Genomic DNA, 23,085 nt, shown 5'->3' with positions numbered 1-23,085 from the left:
GATTAGAATAATATTGAAAATGAAAAATTACATCAGCTTTGCTTTAACCAGTTTAATTGCATTATCTGCCTGCGGACAACCCAAACCACTCGAACAGGAAGTTCTTGGCAAGAAAAGCCCGGAAAACAGAAAATTGATGATCAAGACTGTTAAGCTCCCATCAGCAATTAAAACCGGTGCAGAGCAGACCGAAAAATATCTTCCGCTATTAAAAGGTAAACGTGTTGGTATGGTGGTTAACCCCACATCGATTATTGGTACGCAGACTTCAGTTGATAGCCTGCTGAAACGGGGTGTTAAAATCCAGAAAATATTTGGTCCTGAGCATGGTTTTAGAGGGAATGCCAGCGCAGGTGTTACCGTTAATGATGATATTGATACCAAAACAGGTATTAAAGCCATTTCACTTTATGGTAAACACAGCACACCCACTGCTGAAGACTTAGCAGACATCGACATTATGGTATTTGACATCCAAGATGTTGGCGTTCGTTTTTACACTTATATTAATACCTTACAGCGTGTTATGGAAGCTTGTGCCGCGAACAATAAAACATTATTGATTTTAGACCGCCCCAATCCAAATGGCTATTTAATTGATGGGCCGATATTAGATCCAAAATTTAAATCGGGTATTGGTGTGCAGCCTATTCCAATTGCTCATGGCTTAACAGTTGGCGAATATGCACAAATGCTAAATGGCGAAGGCTGGTTAAAAGATAAAGTGAAGTGCAAGATTACCATTATCAAAAATGCCAATTACAATCATGATATGGCGTATACTTTACCTGTTAAACCTTCTCCAAATCTGAATACGCAGCAATCTATTTTACTTTATCCATCTACCTGTTTATTTGAGGGTACTTATTTAAATCACGGTCGGGGAACAATGTTTCCTTTTACTGTTGTTGGGGCACCTTACTTAAAAGGGAAATTCGATTTCAGTTTTACGCCCAAAAGCATAAAAGGAATGTCTGAAACGCCATTATTTCAAGATCAGGTTTGTTATGGCTTGGATTTAAGAACTTACGATACCTCAAAACTGATAAAATCTAAACAGGTAAATATTAGCTGGTTAATCGAACTGTATCAGGCATCACCAAAAAAGGAAGATTTCTTTAATAGTAAATTAAGTAAAGAAATGGGGACTATTGAAAGATTGGTTGGTGTGGCAGATTTTAGGCAACAGGTAATTGATGGAAAAAGTGAAGCAGAAATTAGAGCGAGCTGGGAACCAGGCCTAAGTACCTACAAAACCATGCGTAAGAAATACTTGCTTTACAATTAATTATTGAATGAGAGAGGGATTGAATGAGAGAATGATTGAATAACCCTTGCAATATTTTCAAACTTAACGGATCGAGGTTTGTTATTATTTAAATTGATAAGCGTTGTGCAATTCAATCATTCAAAATTCAATCATTTTAGTTATGAGCGGTCCAAAAGTTAAAAGCGATAAACCCGGAAGTAATTACCAGGAAGAGGTACCTAAAGGCCGAGAACCTATTGACCATAAAACGGTTAGAAAGGAAAACGACAGTTTACCCAATAAGCCCGTTCGAACGAATAATCCAGCTAAACAGCGTGAGAACGAAGAACAGCCGGTGCACCCGATCAAGAAAGCTCCTAAAGCATAAATGATCTTTTAAATTACAGCCAGTTGTATTATCTGAACGATTTTATTTTTAGCGCAAAGAAAAAAGTAGCACCCTGTCCGGCTGTGCTTTCAACCCAAATTCTGCCACCCTCACTTTTAATAATTTCGGACGAGATGTAAAGGCCTAAGCCCAAACCGGGATAGGTATGCTGTAAATTTCCGTCTATTCGGTAAAACTGATCAAATACCAGGTGTTGCATGTCCTTCGAAATTCCGATGCCATAATCTTTAACACTTAAAACAACCTCTCCATCCTGATTAAATGTAGTTACATCTATCTCGTTGGCATCGGTTGAGTATTTAATTGCATTGGATAGAAAATTAATTATTACCTGTCCAATACGCTCCTTATCGGCATAAACAACCGCTTTACTAGATAAACTGCAAATAATTCTGTGTTTAGAACTGATGTGCTGCATTTCTCCTACAATTTCTTCAACCGCTGCATCAAAATTAAATTCTACGGGGTTAAAAGTCATTTTGCCTGATTGAATTTTGGTAACATCCAATAAATCGCCAATCAATCCGGTCAGCCTGTTTAACTGCTGATCCATCTTGCGAACCATATTTGCCTTTTTCTCATCGCCTTCATTTCTAATCATGCGTTCGAGCACCTGAGCATAAGCTTTAATACTGGTTACCGGTGTTTTTAATTCGTGGCTGGCAATCCCCAAAAATTCGTCTTTTTGCTGTTGTAACTGCACTTGCTTGGTAACATCCATTGCGGCATGAATAATGGCATATACCTCACCATTCGAATCTTTAAGCGGTTTATATGTAAAGCTGAACCAACGTTTTTCTTCATGACCATCAACCAGTAAACGGGCTTCTTCCTGATCGGCATGATAGGTAATTCCGGTACGGTACACTTCTTTTAAAATACCAACGAATGGTTGTACGTTTAATTCGGGTATAGCTTCTTCAACGGTTTTGCCGATCACACTTTTATCTTTGTCCCAAAACCGGAGCATTTCATCATTAGCCAGCCTGATGATAATATTTTCAGTTTCATAATAAGCGGTGGCCATGGGGATATCATAAAGAAAATTCCGAAAACGTTCTTCGCTTTTAGCAGCTTCCATTTTTGAAATAACCTGTAAAGTAATTTCGTTGGCAACTACCATAATACCAGAAACCTGGCCATCCTGACCAAAAATCGGGTCGTAAACAAAGTTGAAATAAAAATCGCCTAAAACGCCGTTGCGCTCCAGCCGGGCCATCGTTTCGTAACCATAATGGGCAATCCCGCTATCGTAAACCTGTAGCAAAAGTTCAGGAAAAGGTTGACCAGCAATTTCAGGCAATCCATCTAAAAGTTTTAAACCAATTATAGCTTTGCTTTTTCCCCATATTTTTAACAAATCATCATTGGCATCTTCTATAATAAAATCTCTCCCCCTCAAAATGCCAATGGCTACGGGCGCATCATAAATCATTTGCCTAAACAAGGCCTCACTTTGCTCTACTTTAAACTTAGCATTTACCAGTTCGGTTACATCGGTAGCATTATTTAAAATGCCCCAAACCTTTCCGTCGGTATCCATTAATGGTTTATAAATAAAATCGAAATAGAAGGTTTGGAGTACATTATCATTTAAAAGTACCACCTTATCTTCTTTGGCTTCGTAAGCCACAGCGGTATTTCTTACCTGGTTGAGGATATTAAGAAATGGCTGATCTTTTAACTCGGGCAGTGCCAGGGCCAATTCTTTACCTATTACCGATGCATCTCTCCCCCAGGCTTTAAGCATAGCCCTGTTGGCCACCTGAATAACCATATTTTCGCCAATATAAAGTGCAATTGGCATTGGAGACTCTTCTATAAGCGTGTTAAAAATATTGGCTGTATCGTCGAGATTAATTAGCATAACAGGATAAAAAACAAATATAATCGCTTTTTTACTTACTACCTGATTTTAAAAAAGATAATAACACCTTTTCGTTGTGTTCCAAGCTAACTTTACCCTTAAGCGAATTATTATTCATCTTTTTCAGGTATTTTTCCAGTTGATTGTTCTCGTAAGCCGTGAGCAAAAGCGGGTAAACATAAGAGCTTTTACATACTGCACGGGTATTACCTAGTTTTTTGGCTACGCAGTCTAAAACGGCAACAATTGTTTTTTTACTGTTTAGACCCGCATTTTCATTAAACTGGCACTGGGCAAACTGGCGCATGGCTTCGAGGGTACCACCCCAGGTCCTGAAATCTTTTGCTGTGAAATCATCGCCTGTAATTTCTTTAATGTAGGCATTTATTTTACCTGAATCGATGCTTTTATGTTCGTTGCCATTGGTGTAAAACTGAAAAAGTTCCTGCCCTGGAATATCCCGGCATTTTTTAACCAATCTGGCCAGTGTACCGTCGTTCAGCTCTACTTTTTGCCGCACTCCTTTTTTACCCACAAAATCCATGGTAATTTTACTGCCATTTATTTTTACGTGCTTATCTCGCAGAGTGGTAAGGCCGAAAGAGCCATACAATTGCTTATAACTTTCGTTGCCTACCCTAATCAATGTTTTCTGGAGCACATCTACCGAAATGGCCAATACCTTACGCTCATCAAAATCTTTTCGGCGAAGGTCTTTCTGTAAGTTTTTCCGAGCTTTAGGCAGGGCTTTACCAAATTCGAGAAGGCGAAAATATTTATCTTCTGAGCGGCGACTAGTCCATTTGGAGTGGTATTTATATTGTTTCCTACCAGCAGCATCAATCCCCGTAACCTGCAGGTATGCATTAGGTTTATTGGCTATCCATACATTTTGCCATGCGGGTGGAATAACTAAGGCTTTTATCCGCTCAAGGTGTTTCTCTGCTGTTATTTTGTTCCCATCTTTATCTTCATAATAAAATTTACCTGGTTTTCCTTTACGGTAAATACCAGGCATGCCATCAGTTACATACACCAATCCACTTGCCCGAACAACATCTTTGCCTTGAACCATTTTTTGCCTATAAGTATGGGTTTATTTTTAGTTATTTTGCAGAACTTAAACGTGGGTAGCCACGTTATTTTAGAAACACAACACTTTCATTATGAAAATAGTTTTTATGGGTACGCCCGATTTTGCGGTAGCCTCTTTAGATGCATTGGTACAAGCCAATTTCGATGTAGTTGCAGTAGTTACTGCGCCAGATAAACCTGCAGGCCGTGGTCAAAAACTGAATGAAAGCGCGGTAAAAAAATATGCTGTAGAAAAAAACATTCCGGTGTTACAGCCCGAAAAACTAAAAAACCCTGAATTTCTCAAAATCCTTGCCAGCTATAAAGCCGATTTACAAGTTGTAGTGGCTTTTAGAATGTTACCGGAAGTGGTATGGAATATGCCACCAAACGGAACTATTAATCTCCATGGCTCACTTTTACCACAATATCGTGGAGCCGCACCGATAAACCATGCCATTATTAACGGCGAGAAAGAAAGTGGTGTAACCACATTTTTCCTTACACATGAAATTGATACCGGTAATATTATCATGAGCGATAGTGTTGCCATTGCTGATGACGAAACCGCCGGCGACCTGCACGATAAACTGATGCACATTGGTGCCAACCTACTGGTAAAAACACTTAAAACGATTGAGGCCGGTGAGGTTAGCGAACAACCTCAGCCACAAAGTGGCGATTTAAAACATGCGCCTAAAATTTTCAAAGATGATTGCAAAATTGACTGGAACAATCAGGCGCAGCCGATTTATAACTTAATCCGCGGACTGAGCCCATACCCTACTGCCTTTACTTTTTTAAACGATAAAACCCTAAAGATATTCAAGGCCGAAATAGAAGATAAAGAACCAGGCATTGTTGCCGGAGGCTTTTTAACAGATGGTAAAACCTATTTAAAATTTGCTGCAAAAGATGGCTTTATCAAACTTTTAGATATTCAGTATGAAGGTAAAAAACGGATGCTGATTGAGGATTTTTTAAGGGGTATGCGCTTGTAAAGCTTTTACATCGCTTGGAATAAAATAACCAGACAGACTTAACTAGGCGCTGTCTGGTTATCATTTTAAACGCTAGCGGTTATAATGATCGATGGCCCTTTCTATATTTTTCTTGCCCGATTCACCTACCAGAAATCCTCCTAAACTTAAACCAGCACCCAAGCCTAACAAAACAAAACTGCCCGTGTAATTGCGGTCTGCGTATTTTGGCATACTACCGAATGTAGTACCTACTTGTTTACCTTCCGACATCAGTGTAATGCCACTAGCGATAATTGCAGCTCCTGCTGCTACGTACATGGCAATGCCTGTAATTTTAGTATTCCTATATCGCCTTAACAGCGCTAAACTTTTCGGATTATCAGCCATAGCTTCGTTTAAATTACGATAATTTACCCTTTTTAAATCGGCATATCCTTTGTTAATAAACATCCGGTTGTTTACTGCCTGCCGCCTATAATCTCTAAATCCATAATATTCACCTTCCATCGGAACATCATCATAAATCACTTCCTGATAAAGATTGAGCTTACCTTCAATAATCCGCTCAGCAAAAGAGGCCTCTCGCAAAAGGCTGAGTTTTCGGGTATTCGCAAAAAAGCCATCCTCATTGTTAAAGAATTTGACCTGTGCCACCGGTACCCGCCTTGAATCGGCCCGGAGTGACCACCCGCCGGTAAAATCGGGGCGTAACCTAATCTTTTGTGCATAAACTGTAGAATCTGAATAGAAGTACAGAAAGTTTCTGGATTCGTTCAACTGCTGCGAACGAGCGTTCAGGCCATAGCAAGCCATTACGAGAATGAGTAATTTTTTCATTTCGGTTAAATTTGTGTGTGTGTGTAACCAATAATACTAAAAATATAGTTTAGATATACACAAACCGATAGAAATAAATGTAACATCGCCGAAGCAAATGAATTGCTTTCTAGGGGAAGTTATTACAAACCCTTCAGTTTCTCATTCAAAAATTGAAGGGAGTTGGCATCTCGCATTTATCGTGTTTAAATGGCCTCAACAGTGCAATTATTTGGATTTAAATTGCATAGTATCATAGAATAACTGTCCGTTGTTAAATAAACCCGACCGACAGCGTTATCCCGATTAAGTATTTTTTTAGTTTTCTAATTAAGTTTATCGGGATTAAGCAAAGGGCGGGACTATCAGAACCGATTAGCACAGGTATTGCTTTCCAAAAAATTGATCAGCTTAGGCTAAAAATCTCAGCTCGCTGTTGCTGATATGAAAGTATCTATATAGCATGAAAGATGCTGAACTAAATTCAGCATGACGACCGACATCTGATCTCTTGACTAGAGACCATGGATAGCACTATAAATTATTCAATTTCTCAATCAAAAATTTCGATACCTCGTTAAAATAACGTTTCCGGCCGTAACCCATTACCCATTGAATTCCTTGTGTAGCGTTGGTAATAAAAACCTCTTCGGCTTCTTTTAATATTTCAGGGTTAATTTGTGCCTCGATTAAAGGCATATCGTTCATTTTGCACAACTGCATAATGGCTGTACGCATTACGCCACTTATGCAGCCTTCAGCAAGTGAAGGTGTATAAATCTGTTTATTGTATACTACAAAAACATTTGCACTAATGCTTTCGCAAAGAAAGCCGTATTGGTTCAGGATCATTGCCTCATCTAAACGGTTCTGACTTTTAAAAAGGCCGGCCATTACATAAAGCAGCGCATTGGCTGTTTTAAAATTCGAGAGTTTATTAACCGGTTTGGTCATTTCGTCAAAAACATCAATGATCAAACCTTTGCTGTTTAACTCATATGTAGATGCTTTTAAGGGAATGCCCTCTAAAATGTAACCTGCTTTGTTTATTTCGGGCGTGTAAACACCTGCTCCGCCCCTATAAACCGAAAGGCGGAAACGGACATTACCGCTCCATTTGTTGCGTTTTGCTAAATCGGCGGTTTTTTGGCGCAGAAAATAATCATCCATTAAAGCATGTCCGTCAATTTTTAATGCTTTCATACCTGCTGTTAACCTATCAGCATGTAAGTCGGCAAATTGCAGCTTATTATTGATCATTCGCATGCTTTCGAACAATCCATCGCCAAATTTGAAACTTCTATTCGAAGCTGTTAAAATCGGGGCATTTACCGCCTGAAATTCATCATTAAATAAAAGGTACTCCTGAAGCATACTTTATGATGTAGCGATATAATTTTCCCATTTGGTTAAGCCGGCTTTAAAATCAGGCGGCAATGGCGATTCAAAATACATATACTCTTTGGTGGTTGGGTGAATAAACCCCAAACTTTGCGCATGTAAAGCCTGACGGGGCAACAACTCAAAACAATTATCTACAAACTGTTTGTACTTGTTAAACGTAGTCCCTTTTAAAATCTTATCACCGCCATACATGGCATCGTTAAAAAGTGGGTGACCAATATGTTGCATATGCGCTCTTATCTGGTGCGTACGACCTGTTTCGAGCTCACAACTGATTAAGGTAACATAACCCAAACGCTTTAATACTTTATAGTGCGTTACAGACCATTTCCCTTTTTCTTCATCATCATAAATATCCATCACACGGCGGTCTTTCGCGCTTCTGCCAATATAACCGGTTACTGTTCCATCGCTTTCGATATCGCCCCAAACCAGTGCAATATATTTACGGGTAATGCTGTGGTCGAAAAACTGGCGTGCAAGGTGAGTAATCGATTTTTCATTTTTACTGATCAGCAATAAACCCGAAGTATCCTTATCAATACGGTGCACTAACCCTGGCCTGCCATCATTACCAGGTAACTGCGGCAGTTGCTCAAAATGAAATGCCAAAGCATTAACCAAGGTTCCGGTATAATTGTTAAAACCAGGGTGTACAACCATCCCCGCAGCTTTATTTACAACCAAAAGATCGCTATCCTCGTAAATAATATCGAGCGGTAAATCTTCAGGATATACTTCGGTATCTCGCGGTGGGTGCGGTAAAACGATAGATATTTCATCATAAGGTTTAACCTTATAACTCGCTTTTATCTGTTTCTGATTAACCAATACATTCCCTGCATCAATTGCATTTTGAATACGGTTTCGCGAAGCATTTTCTACGCGCACCATCAAAAACTTATCGATACGCAGCAAAGACTGCCCCTTATCGACAATTATTTTTAAATGTTCATATAATTCTTGCTCTTCTGATTCCTGCAATTCGACCACATTTTCCATGGGACAAAAATAAACTTTTAACCTCAAGATTTTTTTAATGATTGCAGTTTTCGGAAAAACAACCCTATCTTTAGTACAATCAAATCATCCTAAATCATTTATATGAAAAAATGTTACGCTTTAAAGGCATTATGTGTCTTATTTTTATTGGTAATGGCTCAAAAAGCAAGTGCTCAACAAGATGTTGGGGGGCTATTTGTTGGTGGGCCGGCTGATGCAACCAAACTGGTTAATGCCTATTTTGATCCTTTGTACAAAGGTCTAGGCCTGGGTTTAACTGATGGATGGTCGAATACTGCCAAATCGAAGGGATTTTTAAAGTTCGATGTTCGTGTTTCCGCTTCAGCAGCTTTCGTTCCACAATCGGCCAGAAGCTACGATGTAAATACATTAGGCCTAAGCAATATTAAACCTGCCCCAGGCGCATCATCTATAGGCCCTACTGCCTTTGGCGATGACCATGAAGGTGGTAAAATGCAGATTTACACAAGTAGTGGAATTCCGACCAATAAATTCTTCAACCTGCCACAGGGCGTAGGTTTCCATGTAGTACCTTCTTCACAAATCCAGGCTACTTTGGGCTTACCCAAAAACATTGATGTTACCTTAAGAGCAATGCCAAAGATTAAATTAGGCAGCGATTTAGGAAGCTTATCAATGATCGGCTTCGGTGCAAAAATTGAACTTCTGCCACTTTTTATGGGCTCAGCTACTGAGAAATTAGTTCCTGTAGATATCGCAATCGCTGGAGGCTTTACCCAATACAAATATAATTTGCCTTTGAATATCAATAATACGGCAAATTCGGATCAACGTATTGATGCTAAATTCAATGGTGTAAATTTTGATGCCATCGTTTCTAAGAAAATCATGTTTTTTACTCCTTTTGCCAGCATCGGTTACCAAACCTCTAACACCAATTTAAAGGCGCTTGGTACTTATAAATTTGAAGATGGCGGAAACAATGCAACTTATGTTGATCCAATCTCGGTGAAACAAACCGATATTGATGGTGTAAGGGGAAGTTTAGGCTTTCAGTTGAAGTTTGGTTTCTTTAAATTTTATGGTTCATATACCCAGGCAAAATACAGCATGGTTAATGCCGGCTTTGGCTTTGGTATCGGTAAATAATTAATTTTCGAATATAATAATACTTAAAACACCCGAAATACTCGGGTGTTTTTTATTTTTACACGTGTTCGAAGAAATATATAGTCCAGTACAAAAAATAACATTTGCGCCTTTTAATAACCTGTTTGTTAAGCGGGATGATCTTATTGATCCTTATATTTCCGGGAATAAATGGCGTAAGCTTAAATATATTTTAGCGAAGGCTAAAGCAGATTGCAAAACGCATCTGGTTACTTTTGGAGGTGCTTACTCCAATCACCTTGTAGCTACTGCAGCTGCAGCATCAAGATCGGGCTTAGCCGCAACAGCTTTTGTACGTGGAGAAGAAGTAAAAAATGAGATGTTATTGCTGTGCAGTTTATTTGGGATGGAACTTATTTTTACTAACCGAGAAAGTTACCGGGATAAACAACAATTGTTTGATCAATACTTTGCATCTGACGCTCAAGCTTATTTTATAAACGAAGGGGGTGCATCTATTGAGGCCACCATTGGCTGTGCAGAGGTAATTGAAGAACTAGTTGAGCCATATGACCACATTTTCTGTGCTGCCGGAACAGGAACCACGGCTGCAGGTCTGTTAAAGGGAATTCAGCAATACGGTTTAAATACTAAACTCCATATTATACCCGTGTTAAAAGGCGCTACCTTTATTAAAGAGGAAATAACGAAATATACACCCATATCCGATCACCTTGAGCTTCATCTCGATTATCATTTTGGCGGATATGCAAAAACCACCCCCGAACTGATCAGCTTTATCAAAAGCTTTACTGCAAAAACCGGGCTGCTTCTAGACCCTGTTTATACAGCAAAAATGTTTTATGCCATCCAGGATCTTCAGCAACAAGGCATTATTGGTACAGAAGAAAAAATACTGGCCATCCATACCGGAGGACTGATGGGGCTCTTTGGGATGAGGGATAAGTTTTAAGCCGATATACCACTATGAACATATCGAAGAATATTTTTAACTGCCATTAAGCTTCCTGGCCTGATAGCTTATCAACAAAATCTGCCCATTATGGCCAATGCGCTATTTTTTTTAAGGCAGCATAACCAAAAATAAAAAGGGGGCATTTCTGCCCCCCTTTTTACTATTTAACCTTTAATAATTGATGAATTAATATAAATATAAAAGACCACCCTGTAAGTTGAGCTTAAAATCGACCAATACCTCAAAAAAATAGATGTTTAATTTAAATCCATATATCTATTTTTAAAAAGACCGATTGTTTCAAAAACCTAAAATTTTCTAACTAAATTCATCGCAGATCTTCACCTATGGATTAACTATGATTTTTAACACAACATGAGCAAAAAAAACCTTAAAAAATTAACTACATCACTTTTATTCCTCTTGATTATTAATTTTTCGTTTACCCCGGCAAAAGAAATCAAATGGACGGCTATCGGCGACTCCATTACCTACCTTAACAATCATTTAAATGAAACAGGTAACCGGGTTGAAAAGGGATATTTAGACCGGGTGAAAGATCGTTTGCCAAACATCAGTTATATTAACCAAGGTCATAACGGTTGGACAACGGTTGGCATTGCAAAAGAAATCAACAACCTGGGTATTGTCCAATCAGACTTATATTCTGTTTTTCTGGGCACAAACGATTGGTGGAACGGCATCCCGGTAGGTTCTTTAAACGATTATATTAATAACACTGGAGCAGGTACTACCTGTGGTGCTTACCGCATCATTATCGATAAAATCAGGAGTTTAAATCCAAGTGCTAAAATTGTAGTTATTACACCGATACAGCGCAACGATTTTGTATATATAGCCGATGCCAACAACAATGCATTCGGATCTTATAAAGCAAAAAAAGGGCAGACTTTAGAAATGTTTGCCAATGCCATCATCGAAATAGCAAAACATGAAAATTTCCCAGTGGTTGACTTGTATCATAACCGAAAACTCAAACTTGAAAAAGCAGTTAAATTTAAAAGGCTGAAAAATCCTTCAACTGGAGTATACCAGAACTATAAATATCCAGAATCTGCTTCCATTCCCTATAATCCCAAAAATGATGATTATCCTTATCCGTTAGATGCGGTGAAAATGACTTATGATGGTTTGCATCCTTCTGATAAAGGCAACAAGGTAATAGCAGAAAACCTGGTGAGGCTTTTTAAGAAAAATTATCCTGTTCTGTAAATACTGAAAAATATGTTGTAAATCTGGTCAATATTACTGGCCCTAAATAAAAAAGGTTCCTCATTGCTGAGGAACCCCAATAAGATCTCTAAATCGTCCCGTTGATTTGATTCTTGTTATAAAAGTATCGCTACTTTCTTTTCAATGAAATAAAAATAGAGCAAGGCTATTAAATAATAGATGAAGATGCACTATCTATACACATTGAAATAACAGATCGTCCAAAACAACTGGCATTATAACCTCCGCTCATTAAAAACCTGAAATTCGGCAATTGATGGTGTTTCTTTTGCATGTGTAATACGGATGCGGACTTTACTGGTCCAAACACGATCGAAACGGTGAATTTTAATGCGGTCTTCGTTTTTTCCGTCAAAAGCTTTTTTCCATTCTACACCGTTCCAATATTCAAGTACATAAGTGTCGATGTTTTCTTTTTGTTCTGCCACAACAATCATATTTATGGCTTTTTCATTTTTAAAATCAACTTCATACCAAGGATTTGTTACAGCGCTGTTCGATTCCCATGAGGACCTATAGCTATCATCATTTGCAAAATCCATAATATTCATATCGTTGCTCCAGCTCGAGTTGCTTGCCTGATTTTTGGCGAGGTTACTGGAAATAATAGGCAAACCCAATGGTGGGAGTGCTTTGGTTGGCCCTTCGTTTTTCCATAATTGACCAACTTCTTTTAAGGCAACTAGTGCATTATCATCAATTAAACCATCTCTATTGGGTGCTACGTTTAGAATAAAATTACAACTTGCAGCGTTTAAAGGTTTAATTAAGCCATCTACAATTTCTTGTGGCTTTCTTACCGGAACCGTTGGAAAATCGGTTTTCCAAAACCACGAGCTGTTAATGGGCAAACAAGCTAAAGTTGGCATCACTTTACTCTCTTTAGGCATTCGTTGGCCCGCGCCCATTTCGTATGTTTTAATATCGGTATAATAAAGTCCTTCTGATGGATATTTTGCCCCATTTAAATCCATCACTAAACAATCAGGCTGCAGCGTTTTAATCAAAGTATAAATATCCTCGAAAGGCACATCATCATAAGATATTCTAGACCACGGCGCATCCCAACCATCAATAATTAATGCTTCAATTTTGCCGTATTTGGTTAACAGCTCAGTTAGTTGCTGTTTAATCATATCGATATGTTTCGGTGTGATCTGATTGGGCCTCAATTTATGGTGTGTATCCAAAATGGAATAATAAAGCATTACTTTTAATCCATTTGCCCGGAAAGCATCGGTAAATTGTTTTACCACATCTTTTCCGTAAGGACTGTTCATTACATTATAATCGGTGCTTTTGGTATCCCATATACAAAATCCGCTGTGGTGTTTAGTGGTTAAACAGCCATAACTCATATTAGCCGATTTTGCCGCTTTAGCCCATTGGTTCGCGTCGAGCTTTTTGGGATTGAACAATTTCGGAGATGCTTCAGGATCAGGCCAATCTGCATTTGCGTAAGTTGGGATGTTATAATGGATAAACATGCCAAAACGCAGATCAACAAACTGCTGTTGAAGTGTATTGAGTTTCTTTGATGCGTCAGCATTAATACCTTGTGCAAAGCCTCCGAACGAAAACAATATTAAAGCAATTACTAAAACGTTTTTCTGAATGGTTACGAGTTTCATTTTGTGCGTAGTAAGTTTTAAGAATTTGAATGGTTTTCGGTAAAGTTAATTTTCTTTGACGATATCGCACAACATATCCAGATCAAAATGCTTGATTAATGTAACTTTCCTGAAATTGATTCTATAATTATTATAGACTAGTCGTTTTCACGCACTTTGTTCCAGATATCTTTATAAAGTTCTTCATGTCGTTTAAATTGCAAATGCACATAAGGGCACAGTGGAATTACCTTCAGGTTATTTGTTCGTATATAATTTACCATCGCATCTAGCAATAGTTTTGCATAACCTTTGCCTTCTTTCTCGGGGTCAATTTCGGTATGATAAACCGTTAAATTTTCTCCCTGAATATCAAAAACCATTTCTCCATATTTTTCACCTTCATCATAAAGTTCAAATGCGCTAGGTTCTTCTTTTTGGATATTTAATTTAACTTCTGCCATAATACTTAACTCGATATCGTTTTAAAATATACTAATCAACTGATTGCAGCATTAACATCTGCCAAATCCATTAAAGGTAACCAATATCTGCTGATTTATGCATATATATGTTCATACTTTAACGGTTTATGATCTATTATTCTTTAGCATTTTATTCTTCTTTCCCCAGGCACTTAATTGGCAAAAAATGGGGAGAAATTCTAATGCGATCGGAGTTAGTTCATATTCTACCCTTGGTGGAACCGCCGCATAAACGGTTCTTTTAACCAGTTCATCATGCTCTAATGCCCGCAACTGTAAGGTTAACATCCTTTCTGATATATATGGAAATTCTTTTTTCAGCTCGTTAAACCTCATTTTTCGCTTTCCAAGTTTATCCAATATTATAATTTTCCATCTCCCTCCTATTTTGTTGGCCGCATAGGTCAGATCGCAATCCGTTATAAATTTTTCGTTGAGGGTATAGGTAGAATTTTCTTTTCTTGCCGTCATTACTTACAAATTTGTTTGTACCACACAAATGGTAGTGCATGCTATAAAAATACATGGTAAGGGTTATTATTGCAAGGTCAATTTAATCACAAGAAAATATGGACTTATATTTAACCGGAAAAACTGCAGTGGTAACCGGGGCCTCTAAAGGAATTGGTAGAGCAATAGCAAAAGAACTGGCAAAAGAAGGTGTAAAAGTTTTTATAACGGGCCGCAACCAAAAATCATTAGATAGCCTTTTCAACGAGATCGTTGCCGAAGGAAGCCCTACGCCTGTTGTTTTTACACAGGATTTACTAACACCTGACGCACCACAAAAAATTGCCACTGCGGCTTTAGCTGCACTTGGCCATATTGACATCCTCATTAATAATGCGGGGCAAAGTCAGCCCGTAGGTGCCACAGGGCCCGAAGAACCCTGGACTAGGTCGATGGCCTTAGATTTTGAGCGCCCCAGACTACTCACGCAAGCGTTGTTACCGCATTTTATAAGCCGAAAGCAGGGTACAATACTCAATTTAACCAGTACTTATGAATTACGATCGTTGAATGTTTCTGCTGTTGCCAAGGCTGCTGTTGCAATGTGGTCTAAACAACTTGCTGGCGAGTTGGGTAAATATGGAATTAGGGTGAACTGTTTGCAACCTGGACTGATCGATACCGAAAACATCCGGCCCTATTTTCCTGGTGATGAGCGTCGGAAATATGCAGAAAGCGAAATACCGCTGCAAGATTTTGGTGAAGTGCAGGATATGGCAAACATGGCTGTCTTCCTCGTTTCGCCACGTGCCAAATATGTAACTGGAACTGTTTCGGTTGTTGATGGCGGAGGAAGACGTTCGGCGTTCTGATATTAAAAATAGACAGAAAAAAATTAATTGGTCACCATATCGAAGTAGGAATTAAGGATTATCTGATTGAAGAAGCAGACTTATAGAATCTGATCCATATTCCGCTTTTTTCAAATTAGTCAAAACTATATGCCATAAGTGGCGTTGAAATAATAGGACTTATGAAAAGCGATATGGAAAAAAAAGATACTCAAACACATTTAATCAACGAGATTACCACTAGCGGGCTACAAACAGTGGCAAAAAAATTTGGTGCTTCGGCAAGTAAAGCACAGATTAGAAGAGGCGTTTCTAAAAATATCAGTTTAATTGAAACGTTATTGAAGATTGCTTTGATCAATCCCAAAGATTCATCAAAGAGAGTACAAAGAGATATAGAATATGTGGGTTTAGGTATTATAGCTGCTTATACTTTTTATCGCGGTTTTAAAGAAAAAAAGCGTTTACGGATTTTTGAAGGTTTTTTTCTGACTGCTGCCCTTGGAGGTGTATTGTTAGCAACGCAGCTTCAAGCTAATAAAAAATAAATCGACTGACTTTGTAATAACTAGAAAATGATACCCTTTAAAGGTATCATTTTTTATACCGGCCGCTTCTTCGGCAGCGCCAGATTCCGGAAACATCAATTAAAGCGACAGATAATGGCCAAAAATTGGCATAAACCACTTCTGTTTTCTTTGTTTTTTTATTTATTGAATAAAAAATAAACGTATTTCTTACGCTTATAAAAACTATACTTTATATAAAAACTTAAGATAAGGCTATAATCGCAAAAATAAAAAGAGTTTACCCCCTCATTTTTATTAGATTACCCCTCACTACCAGCACTTTTTTTATGCTTAATTTGTTTTAACCAAGTATAAAATATGATAGTTCCTGATTATCCTGTATTCACCATCAAGATAATTGATGGTTGTAAGCATTAAAATGCTATAACCAGTTCTTCGAGATAACAAACCGTTTAACCGATCATGAAAAACTAAATTATGCTGCAAAACGCCAAATCACCCTCGTATTTAGAAACTCTTCTCCCATTGAAGATCAACAGAGTATCAAGCTTCGCCAAAAGCCATATGCTAATTAACCATTCAATCAAGTTTAGTGAACTTGCTTATAGCTCACTAAACGCTCAGTGATTACTTCAATTTCTTCATAACAAAATTTCATTAACTGTCTAACCACCAAAACAGGCTTATCAGCCTTATATCGCTGAAAATCTGTTTTTTAATTTAAGACCACTTTAACCTATACATTTCAAACTAAAAAAAGAGTGGCCCATATAAATGGGTAGCATATGTCCTCTTTAAATAACCAAACGAACATTTATATATGCGTGTTCATTCATCCTAACCTAATCTTTATGAAAACAAAATCCTTTACTTCAGGCCTAATCAGCATCTTTATGCTCGGACTGATTTTACTTGCCGGCAGTTGCAGAAAAAGCGATCTCCCTGACCCAGATGCAACCAAAGACCTTTCCATAAAAGTAAAATTAAGTGCAATACCGCCTAACGAAACCCCTTTATCTGTCGGGAACGGTACATTCTACATCGTGAACCACAAAAGCGGGAAAGTTCTTGATGTTGGCGGATTTCAGACTGCAGACGGTGCAAATGTTTCCCAATATGCCAGCAATGGCGGAACAAATCAAAGATGGACCTTAACGCTGCTTTCTGGTGGTTACTATTCGATTATTGGTGTACATAGCGCGAAAGGGCTTCAGGTAGACCAGGCAGGTACAGCCGATGGAGCTAACGTAAATATATCTACCTACACCGGAGCAACAAATCAGCAGTGGCAATTTACATCACTTGGGAACGGTTATTATCGTATTATAAACAGAAACAGCGGCAAAGACCTTAATGTGGCCAATCAATCTATAGATAATGGCGCCAATGTTGAACAATGGAGTTACTCGGGTGACGAAAGCCAACAATGGTCTTTACTAACCGTTAACGCTAATGGTCAATTGGGTTGGGTACTTACCAGCACAGGAGTACCTGCCGATGTGGTTACACGCATTACTAATGCCATGAACGATGCCTGTGCGAGGTATAACGCAGGTGCTAACTGGCCATCGCGCACGCTCACGGTAGAATATAACACAGGTGTGCCCACAGCTGATGGAAGTACGAATGGTAATATACGTTTTGGTGCAAACACCAGTTACCAGGCTGTGCGTACGGCAATGCACGAAATTGCACATACCTATGGGGTTGGTATAAGTGGTGGATGGGCGTCAAATACTACTACAGGCGACTTCCTGGGAGCCAATACAGTAGCCCTCATTAAGATTTTTGATGGTCAAAGTGCCGCAATACATACAGGAGGAGGTCATTTTTGGCCTTATGGCTTAAACTATGATAATGAATGGAGCGAAGCAAATGCCTTCAGACATGTAAAATTAGTTTTTGCAATGCGATCAGACGGGATGTAGCGCAACGGCAAATGCTCTTTAGATAAGACCTTCCCGATATTTAAATTAAATATCGGGAAGGTTTTAAGATAGAAATTCCTGTCTTGGGCTTAGGATATAAATCACGTGTATATGAACCGTGTGGGCTATCCTACCTTTTTTCACGATTAATCCCTGTATCACAAAATTGCCTTACTAAACCGCTAGGGATAACATCCATAATTTAACTTTTAATCAAGCGATGGACTCAACAATATTTCTTTTTCTAAAACCTGCAGGGGTCAATCCTTTTTCTTTTTTAAATTGTCTGCTTAAATGACTCGTATCCGAAAAACCCAGCTCATCTGCTATCTGTTCAATGGTGTGTTCGCTATGAATTAATCGTTGCTCGATCAAATTCATTTTGTATTGCGTAATATAGCAATGCAGGCTGTCGCCTGTTAGTTTCTTAAAATATTCGCCAATGTAGCTTGCAGACAGGTGAAATTGCTCAGCCAGGTATTTTATTTTTAATTTTTTCGGGCAATGAATGTGTTGATGAATATGCACCAGCATTTTGTTAATTAATGGTTCTTCAAACTTGATATGGCTAGTTATCGCCGGTTCAGGAAGTACATTTCGCGATAAAATATTTAAAATGAGTGTAACAAAATGTTGTAAGTTTTCTTCGTAATAAGAAGGTTTCTTATGGTATTCTTCAGTCATGTTTTTAATCAACATAGAAACCATATCACAATCTTTATCATCTCTGATCAACAATGCCTTAAAACGGTTATGATGTGTAAAAATATTCTCAAGCTGTTTCAGCCATTTTACAATTTGCTCTTTTTCCTGTTTGTTTTTATATTTTTCGAGGAAGACTTCCGAAAAGCGGATCGAACAGAACCGTGTGGGGGTACGACTTTCAAAGCCCCTGCAATCTAAGGGTGTGAACAAAAAGATACTACCTGTATGGTACGAAAATTTGTTTTCATTGACAATACGTTTGCCTTCGCCTTCGATGATTTGGACAATTTCAAAAAATTGATAAACCAGCGGGCGCTCTTGCCAATGCTCCATATCCGAAACATGCAATTCAAAAGGTTGGTATAAATGCTTGCTTTTCATTAACCGCTAAATATACAAAGAAAACCAACTTTTGTTCCTGTTGAGAAAGTGTATATGGATTTAGATTTGTAAGAAAAAAATAATGGAACAGAAAAAATTATTAGCACCGTTTCTTCATCAATCCCTCCCACTCCGCAATAAAATAATAATGGCACCGATGAATAGGCGGAGGGCAAGTCTTGACGGTATACCTGGAGAATCCATGATAACCTATTATGCACAAAGGGCTAGTGCGGGGTTATTGATTACAGATAATACCCTGGTTGCATCCAACGGAGGCGAAGTATTAAATACGCCTGCAATTTATAATGATAAGCAGATACAAGTCTGGAAAAAAATTACGGATGCCGTTCATGCAAAAGGTGGAAAAATTTTTGTGCAGTTAGTTCATGGCGGGCGTGTAGGCCATCCATCTATTCAAAATGGGGAATCTTTGATCGCTCCTTCGGCAATAGGCGTGCAAGAGACTATTCACCTGCCAGATGGCACATATCAGCCCATGGCCATACCAATTGCCATTAAAACACCTGAAATACCTATTTGGGTTAACATTTTTAAACAAGCTGCCATAAATGCCATAAATGCAGGTTTCGACGGAGTGGAGATACATGGCGCACATGGCTTTCTGATCGACCAGTTTATTAACCCGCATAGCAACCTCAGGACAGACCATTATGGCGGAAGTATTGAAAACAGAAGCAGATTTTTGTTGGAGATTGTCCATGGGGTGGCTGATGCAATTGGTAAAGATAAAACAGGGGTCAGGCTTTCACCATTTCGTGCCTTGTACGATTTGAAACCGTACCCAGAGGAACTTGCAACACACCAATATATTCTGGATGAATTGCAGAAAATAAATATTCTTTATGTGCACTTTTCCAGCGAAGTTATCAATGGAGCACAATCTATTCCCCTGGATTTTTTGCAGGATGCCCGTAGGCGGTTCAAAAACCTGATTATAATGGCAGGTGGTTTCACGGTAAAAACGGCTGAAGAAATATTACGAACTGAACTTGTGGATTTGGTAGCTTTCGGCAGGTTATTTATTTCAAATCCTGATTTGGCAGAACGGATATATCATGATTTACCATTAACAGATTGGGATGAATCTACTTTTTATCATGGAGGAGACCAGGGTTATATAGATTATCTTTAAAAAAAAGTTTTCCAATCTGTAAAGTCCAAAAGCTGGTTTTGTCTACATCCATATTTTAGACAGTTTTGTTCGAAATAACAAAAAGCCACATTTAAAATATGTTTAGGTGTGGCTTTTTTTACTTAATTTTTGGTTTGAAAAATTAATTTGAATTATGTGCGGCTTTGCTTTCGATCCTAAGACTTTCACGGTGGATCGCATTCATGAGCTCGGTAATAAATTCCTCAGATAAACCCTGCTGCACCCCATCCTTAACAGCATTATTCAGGACCTCCTGAAAGCGAGCCGTTTGTAGCGCAGGTATTTTATTCTTAGCCTTATATTCTCCGATCTCCTTAGCGAGTTTTTCCCTAAGTGCTATCGTTTCAATAATTTTACTATCCAAGGAGTCAATCCTCTTTCTGTTGACTTCTAAGACCGTAAGAGGTTTAGCAGCTACTGCTTGTGCTCTAGCTGAGCCACATGCAGCAACGATCATAATCAGCATTAAAATAGTATTTTTTTTCATATCTAAAAGAGGTTCAATTTATAAAAACGGACATGTTTGAGCATTATTGCCAGTAATGAAATTGGCATAGTACAAGCTGTGAGTTTTTTTATCGTCGCAAAAAATGGATAATCACTTTTGCTGAAAATACATCTGCCAAATATGCAACAGAAACTGTTCCTGGTATTGAATGGAAAATTAAAGCATTTGGCACACTCATTTTATCAAAATAAGGCACTTTAATAAAGAGCACAGGTAAAAAAGTTTTCCACATCTGTGAAGTCCAAAACCCGATTTTGTCTATAATCATACTTTAAACAGTTTAAACCTATTTTTTGATGCATGGGTACAAAAAGTGCTTAAATTTTGATTTTAGGCGCATTTAACTAAATTTGGAATATACCAAATCCAAGTTTATGTATCAACTAACAGTACCTGCAGATCGCGTTAACGAATCGTTAAGTAAACACATTTTGGCCGATGGTTTCGACCTGACTTATGATATGGAAAAAAGTCATGGCGCTTACATTTATGATGCTAAACACAACAGAACTTTACTCGATTTTTTCACTTGTTTTGCTTCCGTGCCTTTAGGTTATAACCACCCTAAAATGATCAACGATGAAGCGTTTAAAAAAAATCTTCTCCTCGCTGCATTAGCTAATCCATCGAACTCTGATGTTTACACCCAACAGTATGCACAGTTTGTTGAAACATTTTCTAAAGTTGGTATTCCTGATTACCTGCCACATGCCTTTTTTATTGCTGGTGGGGCCTTAGCAGTAGAAAACGCGATTAAGGTTGCCATGGACTGGAAAGTGCAGAAAAACTTTGCAAAAGGATATACTGAAGAAAAAGGCTTTAAGGTTTTACACTTCGAAAGGGCTTTTCATGGCAGAACAGGTTATACTTTAAGTTTAACCAATACGCTGCCCGACAAAACAAAGTGGTTTGCCAAGTTCGATTGGCCAAGGGTGGCTGTTCCAGAAGTTAAATTTCCACTTTCAGGAAATAATTTAAGTCATGCCATTCAAACCGAGGATATAACTTTAGCCCAGATCAAAAAAGCCTTTGCTGATAATAAAGACGATATCTGTGCGATAATTGTGGAGCCGATCCAATCAGAAGGTGGAGATAACCACCTGCGCGAAGAGTTTTTGATTCAACTCAAGGCTTTAGCAGATGAAAACGATGCCTTTTTGATTTATGATGAAGTACAAACAGGCGTGGGTTTAACCGGCAAATTTTGGTGCCACCAGCATTTTAGTGAAAGGGCCCGACCAGACATTATCGCCTTTGGTAAAAAAATGCAGGTTTGTGGTATCCTTGTTGGCAATAAAGTAGACGAAATTGAAACCAATGTATTTAAAGTACCAAGCCGGATTAACTCAACTTGGGGAGGCAATTTGGTTGACATGGTTCGGTCTACACAGATTTTACAAATTGTAGAAGAAGATCAGCTTTGTGGGAATGCTGAAAAAGTGGGTGCTTACTTAAGAGATCAACTAGAAAATCTATCGCATAGGTTTGATCAAATGACAAATGTGCGCGGAAGAGGCTTATTGTGTTCTTTTGATTTTCCTACAAAAGAAATGCGCAACGCATTTATTGGCAAAGGATTAGAAAACAATGTGATGTTTTTGGGTTGCGGGGAGAAAACCATACGTTTTCGCCCGGCGCTTTGCATTGAGCAAAAACATATTGACGAAGGCTTGACGGTTATGGAAAAAATATTGCCTTTATTGTAGGCATGAATAGAAAATTGTTGGTTTATTTCCTGGTTGCAGGGGTTTTAGCATTAATATTTTTCATGTTTAAAGATGTTTTTGATCAGCCTGGAATTGAGGATATGAAAGCTGGTTTTAAAGAAATTGCCAAGTATAGAAATGCAAATAATACTGGTCCGGTACAACGGATCTATATCGTTTCAGTTAAAGATTCGCTATGGAAAGAAATGGAAGATTATGGCAATCTGATGCCTCATACCAAATACGGTAATACAAAAGTTTATTTCTTTATGCAAAACGGAAATATTCCAAAAACATTACGGCCAGGAGAAGTAAACTTTGATCCAGCTTTTAACAAAGCCTGTATTGCGCTGTATGAGAAAAGTGCAATGAGTCAGGTTGTATTTAATAAACATCCATATTAAAAAGAGGGCAAAATTTGAGAAGTTAATTGTCTAAAAATTTAATCCTTATTGATTTGGGGATGAAGGGCTATATGCGTTTGGAATTTTCAGCTCCACTTTCTCTCTTTTCAATTTAATTCCAATGTAAAATCGGGAGGCATGCCTTACAATCGGGGGTGCTTCCACTATCCTAGGATGTACTGTCATGCTGAGGCACGAAGCATCTCTAACCGATGAAAAAGATG

General features: G+C 38.3%; 23 protein-coding genes. 12 read left to right on the top strand and 11 right to left on the bottom strand.

Annotated elements, in window-relative coordinates; translation table 11 throughout:
• The first annotated feature begins 19 nt into the window (after positions 1–19).
• Positions 20–1,288 carry an exo-beta-N-acetylmuramidase NamZ domain-containing protein gene (locus tag HDC90_RS19115; RefSeq protein ID WP_184469251.1) on the top strand — a complete coding sequence of 423 codons (1,269 nt, stop codon included), beginning with the start codon at positions 20–22 and terminating at the stop codon, positions 1,286–1,288.
• A 142-nt stretch (positions 1,289–1,430) separates the two neighbouring features.
• Positions 1,431–1,637 carry a hypothetical protein gene (locus tag HDC90_RS19110; RefSeq protein WP_184469249.1) on the top strand — a complete coding sequence of 69 codons (207 nt, stop codon included), beginning with the start codon at positions 1,431–1,433 and terminating at the stop codon, positions 1,635–1,637.
• Positions 1,638–1,665: 28 nt separating this feature from the next.
• Here the strand turns inward: HDC90_RS19110 and HDC90_RS19105 are convergent, their stop codons facing one another.
• Entirely contained in the window at positions 1,666–3,525 is a 1,860-nt protein-coding gene (locus HDC90_RS19105) for a PAS domain-containing sensor histidine kinase (protein WP_184469247.1), read from the bottom strand.
• Positions 3,526–3,556: 31 nt separating this feature from the next.
• Positions 3,557–4,600 (bottom strand): DNA topoisomerase IB, encoded by a 1,044-nt coding sequence (locus HDC90_RS19100; protein WP_184469245.1) that lies wholly within the window; start codon positions 4,598–4,600, stop codon positions 3,557–3,559.
• Positions 4,601–4,691: 91 nt separating this feature from the next.
• Between HDC90_RS19100 and fmt the strand changes: the two genes are divergently transcribed.
• Positions 4,692–5,600 (top strand): methionyl-tRNA formyltransferase, encoded by a 909-nt coding sequence (gene fmt, locus HDC90_RS19095; protein ID WP_184469244.1) that lies wholly within the window; start codon positions 4,692–4,694, stop codon positions 5,598–5,600.
• 72 nt (positions 5,601–5,672) lie between these two features.
• Here fmt and HDC90_RS19090 read toward each other — a convergent pair whose 3' ends face one another.
• The 3 genes from HDC90_RS19090 to HDC90_RS19080 form a co-directional block, all read right to left on the bottom strand.
• The gene (locus HDC90_RS19090) at positions 5,673–6,419 is read right to left on the bottom strand and encodes a hypothetical protein (protein ID WP_184469242.1); all 747 of its coding nucleotides are present in this window, start codon (positions 6,417–6,419) and stop codon (positions 5,673–5,675) included.
• A 513-nt stretch (positions 6,420–6,932) separates the two neighbouring features.
• Entirely contained in the window at positions 6,933–7,772 is an 840-nt protein-coding gene (locus HDC90_RS19085) for an aminotransferase class IV (RefSeq protein WP_184469240.1), read from the bottom strand.
• A 3-nt stretch (positions 7,773–7,775) separates the two neighbouring features.
• Positions 7,776–8,804 carry an RluA family pseudouridine synthase gene (locus HDC90_RS19080; RefSeq protein WP_184469238.1) on the bottom strand — a complete coding sequence of 343 codons (1,029 nt, stop codon included), beginning with the start codon at positions 8,802–8,804 and terminating at the stop codon, positions 7,776–7,778.
• A gap of 102 nt (positions 8,805–8,906) precedes the next feature.
• Here HDC90_RS19080 and HDC90_RS19075 point away from each other — a divergent pair, with 102 nt between their 5' ends.
• The 3 genes from HDC90_RS19075 to HDC90_RS19065 all read left to right on the top strand — a co-directional run bounded on the left by HDC90_RS19075 (position 8,907) and on the right by HDC90_RS19065 (position 12,105).
• On the top strand, positions 8,907–9,935 hold the full coding sequence (locus tag HDC90_RS19075; RefSeq protein WP_184469236.1) for a DUF6588 family protein: 1,029 nt from the start codon (positions 8,907–8,909) through the stop codon (positions 9,933–9,935).
• Between the two features lie 64 nt (positions 9,936–9,999).
• Positions 10,000–10,869, top strand: a complete 870-nt coding sequence (locus HDC90_RS19070) for a pyridoxal-phosphate dependent enzyme (protein ID WP_184469234.1) — start codon at positions 10,000–10,002, stop codon at positions 10,867–10,869.
• Positions 10,870–11,247: 378 nt separating this feature from the next.
• Positions 11,248–12,105 (top strand): SGNH/GDSL hydrolase family protein, encoded by an 858-nt coding sequence (locus tag HDC90_RS19065; protein WP_184469232.1) that lies wholly within the window; start codon positions 11,248–11,250, stop codon positions 12,103–12,105.
• A 236-nt stretch (positions 12,106–12,341) separates the two neighbouring features.
• On the opposite strand, the gene HDC90_RS19060 is transcribed toward HDC90_RS19065, so the two are convergent.
• From HDC90_RS19060 to HDC90_RS19050, 3 genes are all read right to left on the bottom strand, one after another.
• Positions 12,342–13,757: an alpha-L-fucosidase gene (locus HDC90_RS19060; RefSeq protein ID WP_184469230.1), complete on the bottom strand. Its 1,416-nt coding sequence runs from the start codon at positions 13,755–13,757 to the stop codon at positions 12,342–12,344.
• A gap of 137 nt (positions 13,758–13,894) precedes the next feature.
• On the bottom strand, positions 13,895–14,200 hold the full coding sequence (locus tag HDC90_RS19055) for a GNAT family N-acetyltransferase (protein ID WP_184469228.1): 306 nt from the start codon (positions 14,198–14,200) through the stop codon (positions 13,895–13,897).
• Between the two features lie 126 nt (positions 14,201–14,326).
• On the bottom strand, positions 14,327–14,692 hold the full coding sequence (locus HDC90_RS19050; RefSeq protein ID WP_184469226.1) for a helix-turn-helix domain-containing protein: 366 nt from the start codon (positions 14,690–14,692) through the stop codon (positions 14,327–14,329).
• A gap of 98 nt (positions 14,693–14,790) precedes the next feature.
• Between HDC90_RS19050 and HDC90_RS19045 the strand changes: the two genes are divergently transcribed.
• The 3 genes from HDC90_RS19045 (at position 14,791) to HDC90_RS19035 (ending at position 17,980) form a co-directional block, all read left to right on the top strand.
• On the top strand, positions 14,791–15,543 hold the full coding sequence (locus HDC90_RS19045) for an SDR family NAD(P)-dependent oxidoreductase (RefSeq protein ID WP_184469224.1): 753 nt from the start codon (positions 14,791–14,793) through the stop codon (positions 15,541–15,543).
• A gap of 173 nt (positions 15,544–15,716) precedes the next feature.
• Positions 15,717–16,070 (top strand): hypothetical protein, encoded by a 354-nt coding sequence (locus HDC90_RS19040; protein ID WP_184469222.1) that lies wholly within the window; start codon positions 15,717–15,719, stop codon positions 16,068–16,070.
• 833 nt (positions 16,071–16,903) lie between these two features.
• Complete coding sequence (locus HDC90_RS19035) at positions 16,904–17,980, top strand: RICIN domain-containing protein (protein ID WP_184469221.1); 1,077 nt, start codon at positions 16,904–16,906, stop codon at positions 17,978–17,980.
• 213 nt (positions 17,981–18,193) lie between these two features.
• Here HDC90_RS19035 and HDC90_RS19030 read toward each other — a convergent pair whose 3' ends face one another.
• Positions 18,194–19,066, bottom strand: coding sequence for an AraC family transcriptional regulator (locus HDC90_RS19030; protein WP_184469219.1), 873 nt, complete (start codon positions 19,064–19,066; stop codon positions 18,194–18,196).
• Between the two features lie 82 nt (positions 19,067–19,148).
• Here HDC90_RS19030 and HDC90_RS19025 point away from each other — a divergent pair, with 82 nt between their 5' ends.
• Positions 19,149–20,222, top strand: coding sequence for an alkene reductase (locus HDC90_RS19025; RefSeq protein WP_184469217.1), 1,074 nt, complete (start codon positions 19,149–19,151; stop codon positions 20,220–20,222).
• Positions 20,223–20,364: 142 nt separating this feature from the next.
• On the opposite strand, the gene HDC90_RS19020 is transcribed toward HDC90_RS19025, so the two are convergent.
• Entirely contained in the window at positions 20,365–20,730 is a 366-nt protein-coding gene (locus tag HDC90_RS19020) for a chorismate mutase (protein ID WP_184469215.1), read from the bottom strand.
• Positions 20,731–20,818: 88 nt separating this feature from the next.
• Positions 20,819–21,019: a hypothetical protein gene (locus HDC90_RS19015; RefSeq protein ID WP_184469213.1), complete on the bottom strand. Its 201-nt coding sequence runs from the start codon at positions 21,017–21,019 to the stop codon at positions 20,819–20,821.
• Positions 21,020–21,125: 106 nt separating this feature from the next.
• Between HDC90_RS19015 and lat the strand changes: the two genes are divergently transcribed.
• Positions 21,126–22,457 carry an L-lysine 6-transaminase gene (gene lat, locus HDC90_RS19010; RefSeq protein WP_184469211.1) on the top strand — a complete coding sequence of 444 codons (1,332 nt, stop codon included), beginning with the start codon at positions 21,126–21,128 and terminating at the stop codon, positions 22,455–22,457.
• Between the two features lie 2 nt (positions 22,458–22,459).
• Positions 22,460–22,861, top strand: coding sequence for a hypothetical protein (locus tag HDC90_RS19005; protein ID WP_184469209.1), 402 nt, complete (start codon positions 22,460–22,462; stop codon positions 22,859–22,861).
• Positions 22,862–23,085: the final 224 nt, after the last annotated feature.

The sequence above is a fragment of the Pedobacter sp. AK013 genome (genome assembly GCF_014205835.1).
Lineage (GTDB): Bacteria > Bacteroidota > Bacteroidia > Sphingobacteriales > Sphingobacteriaceae > Pedobacter.
This window is presented reverse-complemented; position numbering and strand designations above follow the sequence as displayed.

What these genes read in the sequence shown, in the direction of transcription:
- HDC90_RS19115 (WP_184469251.1), top strand. Translation starts at nt 20, where the DNA reads ATGAAAAATTACATCAGCTTTGCTTTAACCAGTTTAATTGCATTATCT.
- HDC90_RS19110 (WP_184469249.1), top strand. Translation starts at nt 1,431, where the DNA reads ATGAGCGGTCCAAAAGTTAAAAGCGATAAACCCGGAAGTAATTACCAG.
- HDC90_RS19105 (WP_184469247.1), bottom strand. Translation starts at nt 3,525, where the DNA reads ATGCTAATTAATCTCGACGATACAGCCAATATTTTTAACACGCTTATA.
- HDC90_RS19100 (WP_184469245.1), bottom strand. Translation starts at nt 4,600, where the DNA reads ATGGTTCAAGGCAAAGATGTTGTTCGGGCAAGTGGATTGGTGTATGTA.
- fmt (WP_184469244.1), top strand. Translation starts at nt 4,692, where the DNA reads ATGAAAATAGTTTTTATGGGTACGCCCGATTTTGCGGTAGCCTCTTTA.
- HDC90_RS19090 (WP_184469242.1), bottom strand. Translation starts at nt 6,419, where the DNA reads ATGAAAAAATTACTCATTCTCGTAATGGCTTGCTATGGCCTGAACGCT.
- HDC90_RS19085 (WP_184469240.1), bottom strand. Translation starts at nt 7,772, where the DNA reads ATGCTTCAGGAGTACCTTTTATTTAATGATGAATTTCAGGCGGTAAAT.
- HDC90_RS19080 (WP_184469238.1), bottom strand. Translation starts at nt 8,804, where the DNA reads ATGGAAAATGTGGTCGAATTGCAGGAATCAGAAGAGCAAGAATTATAT.
- HDC90_RS19075 (WP_184469236.1), top strand. Translation starts at nt 8,907, where the DNA reads ATGAAAAAATGTTACGCTTTAAAGGCATTATGTGTCTTATTTTTATTG.
- HDC90_RS19065 (WP_184469232.1), top strand. Translation starts at nt 11,248, where the DNA reads ATGAGCAAAAAAAACCTTAAAAAATTAACTACATCACTTTTATTCCTC.
- HDC90_RS19060 (WP_184469230.1), bottom strand. Translation starts at nt 13,757, where the DNA reads ATGAAACTCGTAACCATTCAGAAAAACGTTTTAGTAATTGCTTTAATA.
- HDC90_RS19055 (WP_184469228.1), bottom strand. Translation starts at nt 14,200, where the DNA reads ATGGCAGAAGTTAAATTAAATATCCAAAAAGAAGAACCTAGCGCATTT.
- HDC90_RS19050 (WP_184469226.1), bottom strand. Translation starts at nt 14,692, where the DNA reads ATGACGGCAAGAAAAGAAAATTCTACCTATACCCTCAACGAAAAATTT.
- HDC90_RS19045 (WP_184469224.1), top strand. Translation starts at nt 14,791, where the DNA reads ATGGACTTATATTTAACCGGAAAAACTGCAGTGGTAACCGGGGCCTCT.
- HDC90_RS19040 (WP_184469222.1), top strand. Translation starts at nt 15,717, where the DNA reads ATGGAAAAAAAAGATACTCAAACACATTTAATCAACGAGATTACCACT.
- HDC90_RS19035 (WP_184469221.1), top strand. Translation starts at nt 16,904, where the DNA reads ATGAAAACAAAATCCTTTACTTCAGGCCTAATCAGCATCTTTATGCTC.
- HDC90_RS19030 (WP_184469219.1), bottom strand. Translation starts at nt 19,066, where the DNA reads ATGAAAAGCAAGCATTTATACCAACCTTTTGAATTGCATGTTTCGGAT.
- HDC90_RS19025 (WP_184469217.1), top strand. Translation starts at nt 19,149, where the DNA reads ATGGAACAGAAAAAATTATTAGCACCGTTTCTTCATCAATCCCTCCCA.
- HDC90_RS19020 (WP_184469215.1), bottom strand. Translation starts at nt 20,730, where the DNA reads ATGAAAAAAAATACTATTTTAATGCTGATTATGATCGTTGCTGCATGT.
- HDC90_RS19015 (WP_184469213.1), bottom strand. Translation starts at nt 21,019, where the DNA reads ATGATTATAGACAAAATCGGGTTTTGGACTTCACAGATGTGGAAAACT.
- lat (WP_184469211.1), top strand. Translation starts at nt 21,126, where the DNA reads ATGTATCAACTAACAGTACCTGCAGATCGCGTTAACGAATCGTTAAGT.
- HDC90_RS19005 (WP_184469209.1), top strand. Translation starts at nt 22,460, where the DNA reads ATGAATAGAAAATTGTTGGTTTATTTCCTGGTTGCAGGGGTTTTAGCA.